The following is a 14,325-nucleotide window of genomic DNA, read 5'->3' as shown; positions in this document are numbered from 1 at the left end:
CCGCCGGACGGTAATTTCGCTACACTACGGGGGAATATGCACCGCAGAATATTGTGACTGGTGCAGTAAGGAGTCAGATGTGGAATACCAGTTTGTGAATGATGTCACCGGCGGCGTCATCGTCCGGATGTCGATGGACCATGAAGCCGTAGGCCATTGGTTTAATGAAGAGGTTCAGGGGAATCTCGCGTTACTGGATGAAGTGCGCGCAGCGGTATTGTCTCTTAAAGGTACTGAGAACCAATGGCATAAAACAGGTAAAGAATACAGCCTGTGGGTGGATGCTGAAGAAGTGATGATCGGGGCAAACATCCTGTCATTTGACACGGATGAATTAGAAGAAGGCATGGCGTATTACGATCAGGAATCACTGGCGTTCTGCGGACTGGAAGATTTTTTTCAATTGATGGATGCCTACCAGAAGTTTGCCATCACCTCCTGAAAAGGTCTGCCGTGTAAAGATACCGGACCGGCCTTGTTCACCGGTCCGCGTGCACTTATTTTTGGCTAACAGCAGGAATATTACGGCCGTAGTAAATTTCGCGCATTTCTTTCCACAGTAAGTCAGTGATCCGCTGATGTTCCTGAGCGGTCAGATCATCCGGTCTGGTATTAAACAAATAGTGCTTCAGATCGAATTCTTTCAGCATCATTTTAGTGTGAAAAATATTCTCCTGATAAACATTTACATCCACCATGTCGTACATTGATTTCATATCATCTGACATAAAATTCTGAATAGAATTGATCTCATGGTCGATAAAATGTTTGAGTCCCTTAACATCGCGGGTAAACCCTCTGACACGATAATCAATAGTGACAATGTCAGATTCCAGTTGGTGGATCAGATAATTAAGTGCTTTCAGGGGGGAGATAACCCCGCAGGTCGAGACTTCAATATCGGCACGGAAAGTACAGAGCCCGCCTTCAGGATGGCTTTCCGGATAGGTATGAACGCAAATATGGCTTTTATCCAGGTGCGCAACAATGGCATCGGGCAGCGGTCCCGGATGTTCTGATGTATCAATATCTTCGGGGTTAACCGGTTCTTCACTGACCAGAATGGTGACGCTGGCACCCTGAGGTTCATAATCCTGACGGGCAATATTCAGAATATTGGCACCGATAATTGAACAGGTTTCGCTCAGTATTTCAGTCAGGCGATTGGCATTATATTGTTCATCAATATAAGCAATATAGCCGTCACGTTCTTCTTTTGAATTCGCATAGCAAATATCGTAGATACAAAAACTCAGGCTTTTCGTCAGGTTGTTGAAGCCATGTAGTTTCAGCTTTTGCAATTTAGTTCACCTCCTTCAGGGAATGCAGGGTTATTTAGTTACCAGCGCATTCAGTAAATATTGGGGTAGTGCGAAACTCGCTAAATGAATTTCCGGATTATAATAACGGCAGACGAGTTCGGTATGAGAGACCCGGGATGTCAGAGTGTCGATATCTGTTTTACGCAGAGAGGCATTGTTACTGGCCCACGCGAAAGTCATTATTCCGCCATAATAGGTCGGTACTGCTGCCTGATAAAAGGTCACATCGGAAAAGTAGGGGCTCAGGCGCTGATAGCTGTTAATTGCTTCATCCTGTTGCAGGAAGCAGACACCATTCTGAGCGACAAAGACACCGTCATCATTCAGGCAGCGTTTACAACCGGCATAGAAGTCTGAAGTAAACAGGCTTTCGCCGGGACCGATAGGATCGGTACAATCAGAAATAATGACATCAAATTTCTGGTCGGTCTGGCTGACGAAATTGACACCATCGTCTATGACCAGAGTAAAACGCGGATCATCATAAGCCCCGGCACTGTGTTCCGGCAGGTACTGGCGACAGAAAGTAACTACGCCGGCATCAATTTCCACCATCGTAATTTTTTCCACACCGGGATGACGTGCCACCTCACGCAGCATACCACCGTCACCGCCACCGATGATTAATACACTCCGGGCATCACCATGGGCAAAAAGCGGAACATGGGTGAGCATTTCATGGTAGATGAACTCATCCCGTTCTGTGGTCTGTACCACTCCATCCAGAGCCATTACACGGCCAAAAGCACTGTTTTCAAAAATTACCAGGTCCTGGTGTTCGGTTTTTTCCCGGTATAATTCTTTATCAATGGTGAAGTATTGCCCGAAACCATCATGCAGTGTTTCATGCCACTTCTCATGCTGAGACATGCTATTACCCTCAGTGCTGCGTTACGAAGAAAATAAGCAGGCTATCATAGCGAAGTCAGGGGGGGGATGCACGGCAGAAACCGTAAACTGAAATTATCTGTTTACATACGCCAGTAAACTTAAGGATTTATCGGCCAGCGAGCGACACTTTTTGGCGGTAGGGACGGCGATGCCACTCAGATCCTGATAGCTGGACTCTCCCCGTTGTTGCATATTCATCAGATCATAATTGCTTAAGTCCCAGTGATTCTGGCGGGCGAAAAAAATAAGGGCGTTGCGGATCTGTGTATCGGGGATATCCTGATAACCACAATCATTTTTCAGGTAGATAAATACCGCCGTTAAATCGGCCATATCTTCTGCCTGTGATTCATCAAGTGCGAAACTTGTACCGGATGCTCCCAGCAAAGCGGAAAGCAGCAGGAACCTGATAATTTTACTCATGGGGGTTCTCTGATCTCTGTGATGTGATGAACGTTAGCATAGTTGTCCTCAGGATGACGACAGTTTTGACTTTTTCGCAAGGATCGGGCCCTTGACCTTCCGTCTGGGGTAGGGTTTAAGCTTAGCAAATCACATTTCTGTCTAAGGGCCATTCGTATGCAGCGTCGCGACTTTCTGAAACTTACTACCGCGTTGACGGCCGCCGGATTACTGCCGATCTGGAACCGTTCTCTGATGGCCGCTCCCCGGCCATTGCTTCCTGTCCCGCCGGTGTTAACACCGGATATTCGTCAGCGGATAAGGCTGACGGCAATGGCCGGTACCAGCCAATGGCAGGGAAAAACAGTTCCAACCTGGGGATATAATGGCAGTTTACTGGGGCCGGCCCTGCGCCTGCAACGTCGTCAGGAGGTTACCGTTGATATTAATAATACCTTACCCATGGCAACCACTCTGCACTGGCATGGGCTGAAAGTGGAAGGCGATGTAGACGGTGGACCCCATGGGGTGATCACCGCCGGCGGACGGCGACAGGTGACCTTTACTCCGGATCAGAATGCTGCAACCTGCTGGTTTCATCCGCATCTTCATGGTCAGACCGGATATCAGGTGGCGAAAGGGCTGGCAGGGCTGGTGATTATCGATGATAACGAGATTGATAAACTCCGATTACCGATAGAGTGGGGCGTCGATGATATTCCGCTGGTGTTCCAGGACAAGCGGCTGACGGCTGATGGTTCAGAGATAGATTATCAGCTGGATATTATGCGGGCTGCGGTTGGCTGGTTTGGCGATATTATGCTGACCAATGGTGTCAGTTACCCGCAGCATGCCGTACCGAATGGCTGGCTGCGTTTCAGGATGCTTAACGGCTGTAATGCCCGCAGCCTGATGATCACCAGCAGTGACAAACGACCGCTGTATATTATTGCCAGTGATGGCGGTTTATTAACGGAACCGGTGAAAGTCGAGTCTCTGGAGATGATTCCGGGAGAACGTTTTGAAGTGATGGTTGATACCAGTGATGGTAAGCCGTTTGACTTTGTTACGTTACCGGTTGAACAGATGGCTATGACGCTGTCACCTTTTGATCAGCCGTTACCGCTGGTCAATATTCTGCCATTACGTGTTGCTGGCAGCAGCACGCTCCCTGACCAGCTGGCCACCCTGCCGGCCCTGCCTGCACAGTCTCAGCTTGATACACTGAATAAAAGAACGCTGAAGTTATCAATGGATAAACAACTGGACGAACTGGGAATGGCGGCACTGATGAAACGCTACGGCCAAAAATCAATGCCCGGAATGCATGATTCAGCCATGTCCGGTATGGCCATGAATAATTCCCCGATGCCCGCAGAAGGGATGTCGGTAACCCAGATGCCAGCAGGCCACAGTATGCATATGACGGGCATGGCGGCAGAGCCGCATACTTCGGACTATGATTTCCGTCAGGGGAATAAAATCAACGGTAAAGCTTTTGATATGCATGAGATCTCCTTTGATGTGCCGTTACAAACCAGTGAAATATGGCGGATCAGTGGTGAAGATGACACCATGTTGCATCCGTTCCATGTACACGGAACCCAGTTCCGTATTTTATCGGAGAACGGCAAGCCGGTAGCTGCCCACCGGCGTGGCTGGAAAGATATCGTTAAAGTGGAAAACGGCGTTAGCGAAATACTGGTGAATTTCCCGCGAACGGCGAGCAAAGAACAGCCTTATATGGCGCACTGTCATTTGCTGGAACATGAAGATACCGGCATGATGCTGAGTTTTACCGTCAGCGGCAGTTAATCCGTCAGTAAACAGGCCCGCACTACGGGCTGACAGCCGAATTCCGGGGTTAATCGGCTGTCGGTCTATCGTGCGGGCCTTTTTCTGTGCGATAATCCACAGCCTAACGCAGGAGTATTACTGTATTAATTCCGGCCATTAATGAGGTTTAGCTGAGTAAAATCAGTGAGATATATTATGAAACACACTGTAGAAGTGATGATTTCCGAACAGGAAATTAAACAGCGCATTGCCGCGCTGGGGCAGCAAATTACCGCAGATTACCGTGACCGCGGCAATGATATTGTGCTGGTAGGGCTGTTACGTGGATCATTTATGTTTATGGCTGATCTGTGCAGGGCTATCGAGGTATCTCACGAAGTCGATTTTATTACCGCGTCAAGTTATGGCAGCGGTATGTCGAGTAGCCGCGACGTTAAAATTATCAAAGATCTGGATGAAGATATCCGCGGTAAAGATGTCCTGATCGTTGAAGATATTATCGATTCAGGTAACACACTGAGTAAAGTGCGTGAAATTTTACGGCTGCGTGAGCCGAAATCACTGGCAATTTGTACTCTGCTGGATAAACCAGAACGCCGTGAAGTGCAGGTAGACGTCGAGTATGTCGGTTTTACTATTCCGGATGAATTTGTGGTCGGTTACGGTATTGACTATGCGCAACGTTACCGCCATCTGCCTTATGTCGGTAAAGTTGTTATTCTTGAGCCATAAACCCGGCTAACTAAATAGCACAATCTTTCAGGCCGCATGATACGGCCTGAATTATACTAACGACGAATTTCACCGAAACGCCGGATTTTTCGGCCTGACCGGCAGCTATTTCCATAGGCCGGAAGAACGCGCTGCTGTGAGCGACCGGAGGCACTGGCGGATGCTTGTCACTCTGACGTGGTTCTGAGCATTATTTCCCCGTGATATTGAATTCAGCCTTACCCGGCCAGCGTACCCGCTTTCAGCCATACAGGTAACTTTATGGCCCGGCCACTGATAACGATATCTCCGGTATCGGGCATTTGATTGCCGGACGGCTCCGGTATATTCACCACACAATTATTCTCGTTAAACACGTCCTCACGACGGGTATGGAGCAGGTATGACTTATGCACTGGAAATTTCCGGACTGACCAAGACCTATGGTGACAATGTCAGGGCCCTGAAAGGGCTTGATTTAAAAGTTAAAGCAGGGGATTTTTATGCCCTGCTGGGGCCTAACGGTGCCGGAAAATCCACCACCATTGGTATTATCAGTTCACTGGTGAATAAAACGTCCGGACAGGTCAGCGTCTTCGGACATGACCTGGACAGTGACAAGGTTAACGCGAAACGCCAGCTGGGGCTGGTACCGCAGGAATTTAATTTTAACCCCTTTGAAACGGTGCTGCAGATTGTGGTCAGCCAGGCAGGCTATTATGGGGTGGAACGTAAAGACGCACTGGTGCGGGCCGAAAAGTACCTCCGCCAGCTGGATTTATGGGAAAAGCGGGACCAGCGGGCAAGAATGCTGTCCGGCGGGATGAAACGCCGTTTAATGATTGCCAGAGCATTAATGCATGAACCTAAACTGCTCATTCTTGATGAACCTACTGCCGGGGTCGATATTGAATTACGGCGTTCAATGTGGGTCTTTCTTAAAGAGCTGAATATTCACGGCACCACCATTATTCTGACCACCCACTACCTGGAAGAAGCTGAAATGCTGTGCCGAAATATCGGTATTATTCAGCGTGGTGAGCTGGTGGAAAATACGTCAATGAAAGACTTGCTCGGCAAACTAAAATCGGAAACCTTTATTCTGGATCTTGCACCACACAGCCCGCTGCCGGTACTGGAGGGGTTTACCTATACCCTGACTGACACCTCCACCCTGGAAGTTGAAGTGATGCGTGAGCAGGGGCTGAATTCGGTTTTCAGCCAGCTGACAGCACAGGGGATTTCGGTACTGAGTATGCGCAATAAAGCGAACCGTCTGGAAGAATTGTTCGTGAGTCTGGTGAATGGCACAACGGAGGACAACTAATGGCACATTTATATTGGGTGGCGCTTAAAAGCATCTGGGCGAAAGAGGTCCACCGTTTTATGCGTATCTGGGTGCAGACCCTGGTGCCACCAGTCATCACCATGACGTTGTATTTTATTATTTTTGGTAATCTGATTGGGTCGCGGATCGGTGATATGCATGGCTTTAGCTATATGCAATTTATTGTGCCGGGGCTGATTATGATGTCGGTAATCACCAATTCTTACGCAAACGTGGCATCTTCTTTCTTCAGTGCCAAATTTCAGCGGAATATTGAAGAGCTGCTGGTCGCTCCGGTACCGACCCATATTATTATTGCCGGTTATGTTGGCGGCGGTGTGGCGCGCGGAATATGTGTTGGTATTTTGGTGACTGCCATTTCATTATTTTTTGTGCCGTTCCATGTTTACTTCTGGCCGATGGTCGCGTTAACTATTGTACTGACCTCAGTACTGTTTTCGCTGGCAGGGTTACTGAATGCTGTGTTTGCGCGGAGTTTTGATGATATCAGCCTGATCCCGACCTTTGTGCTGACACCACTGACTTACCTTGGCGGAGTATTTTATTCACTGTCATTATTACCGCCGGTATGGCAGGTTATCTCTAAGCTGAACCCGATTGTCTATATGATCAGTGGATTCCGTTATGGTTTTCTGGGCATTCATGACGTCCCGGTGGGGCTGACGATTGCTATTTTACTGGTATTTATCGCGGTATTTTATGCGGTAGTCTGGACGCTGATCCAACGTGGCAGAGGGCTGCGCAGTTAATCACAGGCCCCGGGAGCAACCAATAGCCCCCGGGGTCTCCGCTTATGCCATCTGTACCGGAACGGCTTTAGCCTTGCGTTGCAGTTGGTTACCTTCTCCGAAATAAGCCATTTTAGGCTGCCACTGACGGGCCTGCTCATCAGTGGCCTGCACATAACTACAGATAATCAGCAAGTCGCCGACGCAGGCACAGCGTGCAGCTGCACCATTTACCGAAATAATACGTGAGCCGCGCTCTGCGGCGATGGCATAGGTAGAAAATCTCTGGCCATTATTGACGTTATAAATATCAATAGCCTCGTACTCAAGTATGCCAGCTGCTTCCATAAAGTCCTGATCAATGGCGCAGGAGCCTTCATAGTGTAAATCTGCCTGAGTGACAGTGACGCGATGCAGTTTACCCTGCAACATGGTACGCAACATAGACGGGGCTTCCTTTAGTGAGATACGACATCATTGCCGTAAAACTGAACCTGCTGATTGTCGATCAGTCGTGCTTTACCCAGCCATGCAGCCATCAGTATCACGGCACTGTGACTGTCGGCATTAAGAGGAAGCAGTGTTTCACTGTCACAGACAGCAATACCGTCAGGAATAAAGCCGCTGTCACGTAATTGCTGTTCTGCACTGGCAATCAGGCTGGTGGTATCTGCTTGCGGACTGGTCAGCCCTTGCGCCATTGCATGCATTATCTGGCTTAAGCGTGGTGCAGCCTGGCGCTGTTCGCTGCTCAGATAGCCGTTACGGGAGCTGAGAGCCAGATTATCTGCTGCACGGACAGTCGGAACGCCAATGATCCGGATATTGTAGCCCATATCAGCCACCATTTTGCGGATCAGCAACAGTTGCTGGAAATCCTTCTCACCAAAACAGGCAATATCCGGCTGTACCATATTAAATAATTTACTGACAATGGTCGTTACACCGCGAAAATGTCCCGGCCGGCTGGCACCTTCCAGCAGGTATGACAGTCCGGGAACCTCGACAAATGTCTGAGCATCAGTACCTGCAGGAAAAATGGTACTGGCGGCAGGTGCGAACAGAATATCGACCTTATGCTGTGTTAGTTTTTCACAATCGTCGCTAAACGTACGCGGATAACGGGCCAGGTCATCAGCCCGGTCAAACTGCATCGGATTCACAAACACAGAGGCAACCACAATATCGGCATGCTGATGTGCTGTATCCACTAATTTCATATGCCCGTCGTGAAGGTTACCCATGGTCGGGACCAGGGCGATGCGCTGATTTTTCTGACGCAGGCGACGAATTTCGTCATGTAATTCGGCCGGTGTTTCGATAATTTTCACAATGAATCTCCTGACTTACTGAAAGCTGTGTTCCGGAGCAGGATAGCTGCCTTCTGCGACCTGACGAATATACAGTTGTACTGCTTCACGGATATCTCCGGTTTCCGCCAGAAAGTTCTTACTGAATTTGGGGATATGTCCGGCGGTAATTCCTAATGCGTCATGCATAACCAGAATTTGACCGTCGGTCTGGTGACCGGCACCAATGCCGATTACCGGAATAGTGAGTGCATCCGTCACCCGTTTTGCCAGAGCCTGAGGCACACACTCCAGAACCATCAACTGGGCACCGGCTTTTTCCAGTGCCAGAGCATCATTTAACAGGGTCTCTGCTGCCTGAGCATCACGGCCCTGAACTTTATAGCCCCCGAACACATTTACCGATTGTGGTGTCAGTCCGAGATGACCGCAAACGGGGACCGCGCGTTCAGTCAGACGACTGACGGTCTCACACAGCCATGCTCCGCCTTCCAGTTTCACCATATTAGCACCGGCACGCATCAGTCGGGCCGCGTTTTCACAGGCTTGTACCGGAGTCGCGTAACTCATAAACGGAAGATCAGCCAGCAACAGTGCTGCACCGGCACCTTTACGCACCATGGATGTATGGTAAGCGATTTCATCTGTGGTCACGGGCAGGGTGGAATCATGTCCCTGGACCGTCATCCCCAGAGAATCGCCGACCAGTAATACCGGAATCCCCTGGCTGGCAAACAGATGAGCAAAGCTATATTCATAAGCGGTCAGGGCTGCAAATTTTTCCCCTGATAATTTCCATTTACGAAGATCATGAATTGTAACTGGTTTCATTATAACCTCTTGTCATTATAATTTTAGGTGGCGAGTTTACAGGACAAATGAATCACAGGGAAATACCTGCGGTGCGGTGACCGCAGGCCGGAAAAGGGGGAGGTTACCAGGCGGTAATCGGGGAAGTATCCAGCGCGGACAGCAGAGCAGCGATACTGCGCCCATCGGGATAATGGCAGTCCGGCGCTATTTCACAGAGCGGCACTAACATAAATGCCCGGTTATGCATATCATAGTGCGGGATGGTCAGATGCGGCGTCTGAATCCTTTGTTCACCAAACAGCATGATATCCAAATCAAGAGTACGCGGCCCCCAGCGCTCATCTTTACGTTCGCGTCCCTGTTCCAGTTCGATGCGCTGGGTATGTTCCAGCAGCCTTTCTGCACTGAGTGACGTTTCCAGAGCAATTACCGCATTCAGATAATCCGGCTGATCCTGTGGCCCGTAAGGCGGGGTGCGATAAAATGACGAGGTAGCAACCCGCCGGCTATCCGGAACAGCATCCAGTGCATTCAGGGCCGCCTGTACCTGGCGTAGCGGGTTAGTCAGATTACTGCCCAGGGCAATATAGGCCAGAGTCATCGTCAGTTATTCCTGGCGGATGGCTGACGACGACGGGAACGGTTATGCCGGCGACGCTGATGAGGGTCACTCCCGAGGCTGTTAATCATGGCAGACTGGCGAACCGGTGGAGCCGACTGGAACTCGCCCCACCATTGTCCGAGCCGTTCCAGTTCGCTGCTATTTTCTGTTTCAGCACGCAGTAGCAGCAAGTCATACGCCGCACGGAATTTAGGGTGTTCCATCAGTTTCCATGCACGTTTACCGTGACGACGTGGCAGACGTAATTGCAGTGACCAGATATCACGAATCAGACTGGTGATCCGTTTAGGGATCGCAATAGCACGACAGGCCTCATCGAGGGTGTCATTCATTGCCAGAGCAAAAGCTTCATACCAGGGCAGACCGCTCTCCTGAGCAATCTGCTGTGCCCGTTCAGACTGCGGATACCATAGCATCGCGGCAAACAGGAACGCCGGGTTGACCCGCATATCATTATGGATCCGCCGGTCAGTATTTTTCAGCACCTGAATAATCATGCGTTCCATCGGGCTGTCACCCTGTGCCGTAAGATACTGGGTGATGGTCGGGAATAATGGCTGGAATAACTGATATTGCATCAGCAAACCGTAAGTCTGTTCGCCGTAGCCTGTCTGTAGTAATTTTAATGATTCTTCGAACAGGCGCGCTGAAGGGATATCCGTTAGCAGGCTGGATAACCGGGTCACAGGCTCTGCCGTTTCTGCAGCGATGGTCATATTCAGTTTTGCGGCAAAACGAACAACCCGCAGCATCCGCACCGGGTCTTCACGGTAACGGGTTTCAGGATCACCAATCAGGCGGATAACACCTTGCTGAAGATCCTGTAAACCGCCGACGTAATCACGGACGGTAAAATCGGCCACACTGTAATAGAGGCTGTTAATGGTCAGGTCACGGCGCTGGGCATCATCCTCGATAGAACCGAAAATATTATCCCGCAGTAACATACCGTTCTGGCCACGTTGTGACTGGTTACGGTCATGTTCGTTATCTGCAGCGGCTTCGCTGGCATGATGGCCACGGAAGGTCGCGACTTCGATTACCTCAGGCCCGAACATCACGTGGGCCAGACGGAAACGCCGGCCAACCAGGCGACAGTTACGGAACAGCTTACGCATTTGTTCCGGCGTGGCATTGGTCGTAATATCAAAATCTTTTGGTTTTTTACCCAGCAGAAGATCACGGACACCGCCGCCAACCAGATAAGCTTCAAAGCCTGCTTTATTCAGCCGATACAACACCTTTAATGCATTTTCGCTAATGTCTTTTCGGGAAATATTATGCTTATCACGGGGAATGATAGTCATCAGATTTTGGTCTTTTGTCTCAGCGGGCACGTCCTCTTCACGAAGAAGAACTTTCCGACAAAAATTTGCTACTCGGGTAAAAATAGTACACCTCGACAGTGACATAAATTAAGTGATGCTCAAATCAGCGGCTAATCATAGCCTGTTGTGAGCAATTTGAGAATGCTGTAAGTGGCTGCTCCGGGATTAAAGCGTCATTTATTGGGATATTATCTGTTGTCCAGTGGCATATTGCCTGACTCAGCAACTGATCACGCGACAGATCCTGCCAGCGGGGACTGACCGTCTGGCCGAGGAAACGCAGTGCCTGTACCAGCACCGGCCGCGGGTCCCCCTCCGGCAGGGGCGGCGCATGATTTTGTTTGGACAGTTTGTGGCCATCTCTGTTTAAGGCTAAAGGCAAATGCAGATAGTCGGGGACTGGCCAGCCTAATTGCTGATACAGCGATATTTGCCGGACCGTCGGAACAATTAAGTCAGCCCCGCGGACAATTTCGCTGACGCCCTGAGAGTGATCATCCACCACTACGGCCAGGTTATAGGCAAATAAGCCATCACGGCGGTGAATAATAAAGTCTTCGGCAGCGAGGGCCGGATCGGCAACAATCTCACCGCGTAACCGGTCATGGAAAGAAAACACTGGTTGCAGCTGGCGAATTCTGAGTGCTGCGTCGCCGGCGGGCAGTGAGCGCTGGCGGCAGTGACCATCATAATAGCCACCACATTCACGGATGCGGCTGCGTGTGCAATCGCAAAAATAGCTCTGATGCTGGGAGATCAATTGCTGAATAATATCCCGGTAGGCATGGCTGCGCTGCGATTGCCAGAGCACATCACCGTCCCAGTGCAGGCCGTAGTGTTCAAGCTGATGGAGAATAGTACTGGCGGCGCCGGGAATTTCTCTTGGGGGATCGATGTCTTCAATACGCACCCACCAGCGACCTTGCCGGGCGCGGGCATTAAGGTAGCTCCCCAGTGCGGCGATAAGTGAGCCGAAATGCAGTGCTCCGGAGGGGGACGGCGCAAAACGGCCGGTACAGCAATGTTCTGACGTCATAGGCAGCAGTGAGACGTACAACAGAGTCTGAAGGACTCTGCTGTACGGTAGCCTTGCGGCTGGCTGATATCAGCCAGCCATTTGCTTTTCACGGATCTCAGCCAGCGTCTTACAGTCGATACATAAATCAGCTGTCGGACGCGCTTCCAGACGGCGAATACCAATCTCGACACCGCAGGATTCGCAGTAGCCGAAGTCATCATCTTCGACTTTTTTCAGCGTCTTCTCGATTTTCTTGATCAGCTTACGTTCGCGGTCACGGTTACGCAGTTCCAGACTGAACTCTTCTTCCTGAGCAGCACGGTCAACCGGATCCGGGAAGTTTGCCGCTTCGTCCTGCATATGTGAGACAGTACGGTCGACTTCATCCCTGAGTTGATTACGCCAGGCTTCAAGTATCTTCCTGAAGTGTGTCAGCTGGGCTTCGTTCATATACTCTTCGCCCGGTTTCCCTTGATATGGCTCCACCCCAGCGATGGCGAGGATACTCAGGGACGATGTTTTACGGTTTTGCCCTTCTTGCATGCTGTTTCTCCTGGATAACACGCACTATCGATTCCCAGTGAGGGAAAAAAACAGGCCGCTATAAATAGCAGAAGCTATCTCTGTTGGCAATTACTGATATCATCTGTTGTTGACCACTTGTCAATAAATTTGACGGTAAAACGCCGGATTATCTTTTTAATACACGCCGTTGCAGCTTTTTATTGGATGAAATCAATAGAAAATTCTATCTTAGCATCGGCAGGAGTCAGGGAAGCTTTATAGACCAGAATTTCCACCCCGGCGAGTATTGCCTGGTCGAGAAGTGCGGCATAACGGGGATCCAGGTGCCGGGCGACGCTGATACACTCTATTCCGCTGTGTAATACGGCAAAAAATAATACCGCCCGCTGTCCGGCAGCGGCGATAGCCATCAGTTCCCGCAGGTGTTTTTGCCCGCGCAGTGTTACCGTATCAGGAAAATATCCCTGACCGTTCTCCAGTAACGTGACGGATTTTACTTCCACATAGCAGTCGGGTAGCTGTGGTTGTTGTAATAAAAAGTCTATTCTGCTGCCCTCTGAACCGTATTTCACCTCACTTCGCCAGTGGCTGTAGTCAGAAAGCTCAGTGATCACCCGGGCCCCGAGGGCTTCGCGAAATAACTGATTTGCCCGCTGGGTATTTACGCAAATTAAATCACCGTCTTCCGTGCCGGTCAGCTCCCAGCTATGGGGATATTTGCGCTGTTTATTGTCAGACTCGGAATACCACACGGTATCCCCGGGAGTGGCACAACCGGTCATCGCGCCGGTATTGGCACAATGAAGGGTAAAAACTTCGCCCTGCGGAGTAACAACATCGGCAAGGAAACGTTTATAGCGCTTAAGTAAAGTGGCAGATTTGAGCGGCGGAGTGAACTGCATAGACGGATCTCGTTAAAGGGGTGAGGACGGTTGCAGCGGGAATGTTGCCAGGCAACGGTTTTTTGCTCTCCCGCGTCCCGGACCGCAGGCCATTAAGGAAAACCCGGTCACAGGAAACTGCCAGTGAAATCCGGTCGGCGGAAGGCTGACCGGCGAAAAAACATGGTGCAATAAACGGACATGGGGGCGGAAAGGCTGTGATGGCTGAGGACAACCCTGACGAGCCGCCTGTGAACGTAACAGCGCCCCCAGAGCTAATAAGCCGGCAGGCGCTGGCCGGCAGCCCAGCCAGACCAGTCCGGAACCGGGCCAGTATCCGGCATCGTTCAGGGTCAGCATAAATCCGCGTTGCTGAATACGGGCGGCCTGTTGTTGTAATCGCTGAAGGGTGATTTCCCTGAGAGGGCCCAGCCAGGCCAGTGTCATCAGCATGTCTGCGGCAGGCAGCGGGCGGCCATTATCTGCGGGGAAATGATCAGCCCGCCAGCGGACCAGTGACTTTTGCAGCGGCGAGGGGAGCTGAATCGCAAAAAAATATTGCTGCCCTGTCGTCATTAATATCTCCGGGTGACGGTTACAGTGCCTGACCTGCCCTGATAGCTTTGCTC

General features: G+C 50.4%; 18 protein-coding genes. 5 read left to right on the top strand and 13 right to left on the bottom strand.

Annotated elements, in window-relative coordinates; all coding sequences use genetic code 11:
- The first annotated feature begins 79 nt into the window (after positions 1-79).
- Positions 80-442, top strand: a complete 363-nt coding sequence (locus JK198_RS10065) for a YacL family protein (RefSeq protein WP_212710484.1) — start codon at positions 80-82, stop codon at positions 440-442.
- 55 nt (positions 443-497) lie between these two features.
- Here JK198_RS10065 and speD read toward each other — a convergent pair whose 3' ends face one another.
- From speD to JK198_RS10050, 3 genes are all read right to left on the bottom strand, one after another.
- Positions 498-1,301 (bottom strand): adenosylmethionine decarboxylase, encoded by an 804-nt coding sequence (speD, locus tag JK198_RS10060; RefSeq protein WP_212708361.1) that lies wholly within the window; start codon positions 1,299-1,301, stop codon positions 498-500.
- 30 nt (positions 1,302-1,331) lie between these two features.
- Positions 1,332-2,192 carry a polyamine aminopropyltransferase gene (gene speE / locus JK198_RS10055; RefSeq protein ID WP_212708360.1) on the bottom strand — a complete coding sequence of 287 codons (861 nt, stop codon included), beginning with the start codon at positions 2,190-2,192 and terminating at the stop codon, positions 1,332-1,334.
- Positions 2,193-2,285: 93 nt separating this feature from the next.
- Complete coding sequence (locus JK198_RS10050; RefSeq protein ID WP_212708359.1) at positions 2,286-2,636, bottom strand: YacC family pilotin-like protein; 351 nt, start codon at positions 2,634-2,636, stop codon at positions 2,286-2,288.
- 156 nt (positions 2,637-2,792) lie between these two features.
- On the opposite strand from JK198_RS10050, the gene cueO reads away from it, so the two are divergent.
- Complete coding sequence (gene cueO, locus JK198_RS10045; RefSeq protein WP_212708358.1) at positions 2,793-4,430, top strand: multicopper oxidase CueO; 1,638 nt, start codon at positions 2,793-2,795, stop codon at positions 4,428-4,430.
- A gap of 177 nt (positions 4,431-4,607) precedes the next feature.
- Positions 4,608-5,144, top strand: a complete 537-nt coding sequence (gene hpt, locus JK198_RS10040) for a hypoxanthine phosphoribosyltransferase (protein ID WP_212708357.1) — start codon at positions 4,608-4,610, stop codon at positions 5,142-5,144.
- A 218-nt stretch (positions 5,145-5,362) separates the two neighbouring features.
- Here the strand turns inward: hpt and JK198_RS10035 are convergent, their stop codons facing one another.
- Positions 5,363-5,539, bottom strand: a complete 177-nt coding sequence (locus JK198_RS10035) for a hypothetical protein (protein ID WP_212708356.1) — start codon at positions 5,537-5,539, stop codon at positions 5,363-5,365.
- On the opposite strand from JK198_RS10035, the gene JK198_RS10030 reads away from it, so the two are divergent.
- Positions 5,527-6,450, top strand: a complete 924-nt coding sequence (locus JK198_RS10030; RefSeq protein WP_212708355.1) for an ABC transporter ATP-binding protein — start codon at positions 5,527-5,529, stop codon at positions 6,448-6,450. The genes JK198_RS10035 and JK198_RS10030 overlap by 13 nt on opposite strands.
- Positions 6,450-7,220: an ABC transporter permease gene (locus tag JK198_RS10025; protein ID WP_212708354.1), complete on the top strand. Its 771-nt coding sequence runs from the start codon at positions 6,450-6,452 to the stop codon at positions 7,218-7,220. Before JK198_RS10030 ends, JK198_RS10025 begins: the two co-directional genes overlap by 1 nt.
- A 42-nt stretch (positions 7,221-7,262) precedes the next feature.
- Here JK198_RS10025 and panD read toward each other — a convergent pair whose 3' ends face one another.
- The 9 genes from panD to thpR all read right to left on the bottom strand — a co-directional run bounded on the left by panD (position 7,263) and on the right by thpR (position 14,272).
- Entirely contained in the window at positions 7,263-7,643 is a 381-nt protein-coding gene (panD, locus tag JK198_RS10020) for an aspartate 1-decarboxylase (protein ID WP_212708353.1), read from the bottom strand.
- 14 nt (positions 7,644-7,657) lie between these two features.
- The gene (gene panC / locus JK198_RS10015; RefSeq protein WP_212708352.1) at positions 7,658-8,530 is read right to left on the bottom strand and encodes a pantoate--beta-alanine ligase; all 873 of its coding nucleotides are present in this window, start codon (positions 8,528-8,530) and stop codon (positions 7,658-7,660) included.
- Between the two features lie 15 nt (positions 8,531-8,545).
- Positions 8,546-9,340, bottom strand: a complete 795-nt coding sequence (gene panB / locus JK198_RS10010; protein WP_212708351.1) for a 3-methyl-2-oxobutanoate hydroxymethyltransferase — start codon at positions 9,338-9,340, stop codon at positions 8,546-8,548.
- A gap of 103 nt (positions 9,341-9,443) precedes the next feature.
- Complete coding sequence (gene folK, locus JK198_RS10005) at positions 9,444-9,923, bottom strand: 2-amino-4-hydroxy-6-hydroxymethyldihydropteridine diphosphokinase (protein WP_212708350.1); 480 nt, start codon at positions 9,921-9,923, stop codon at positions 9,444-9,446.
- 2 nt (positions 9,924-9,925) lie between these two features.
- Entirely contained in the window at positions 9,926-11,335 is a 1,410-nt protein-coding gene (pcnB, locus tag JK198_RS10000; RefSeq protein WP_212708374.1) for a polynucleotide adenylyltransferase PcnB, read from the bottom strand.
- Between the two features lie 40 nt (positions 11,336-11,375).
- Positions 11,376-12,308 carry a tRNA glutamyl-Q(34) synthetase GluQRS gene (gene gluQRS / locus JK198_RS09995; RefSeq protein ID WP_212708349.1) on the bottom strand — a complete coding sequence of 311 codons (933 nt, stop codon included), beginning with the start codon at positions 12,306-12,308 and terminating at the stop codon, positions 11,376-11,378.
- A gap of 69 nt (positions 12,309-12,377) precedes the next feature.
- Entirely contained in the window at positions 12,378-12,833 is a 456-nt protein-coding gene (dksA, locus tag JK198_RS09990; protein WP_038022990.1) for an RNA polymerase-binding protein DksA, read from the bottom strand.
- 179 nt (positions 12,834-13,012) lie between these two features.
- Positions 13,013-13,717 (bottom strand): DNA/RNA nuclease SfsA, encoded by a 705-nt coding sequence (gene sfsA / locus JK198_RS09985; protein ID WP_212710483.1) that lies wholly within the window; start codon positions 13,715-13,717, stop codon positions 13,013-13,015.
- A gap of 12 nt (positions 13,718-13,729) precedes the next feature.
- Positions 13,730-14,272 (bottom strand): RNA 2',3'-cyclic phosphodiesterase, encoded by a 543-nt coding sequence (thpR, locus tag JK198_RS09980; protein WP_212710482.1) that lies wholly within the window; start codon positions 14,270-14,272, stop codon positions 13,730-13,732.
- Between the last annotated feature and the right edge of the window lie 53 nt (positions 14,273-14,325).

Origin of the sequence: Tatumella sp. JGM91 (assembly GCF_018257575.1) — a bacterium.
GTDB lineage: Bacteria > Pseudomonadota > Gammaproteobacteria > Enterobacterales > Enterobacteriaceae > Tatumella > Tatumella punctata.
This window is presented reverse-complemented; position numbering and strand designations above follow the sequence as displayed.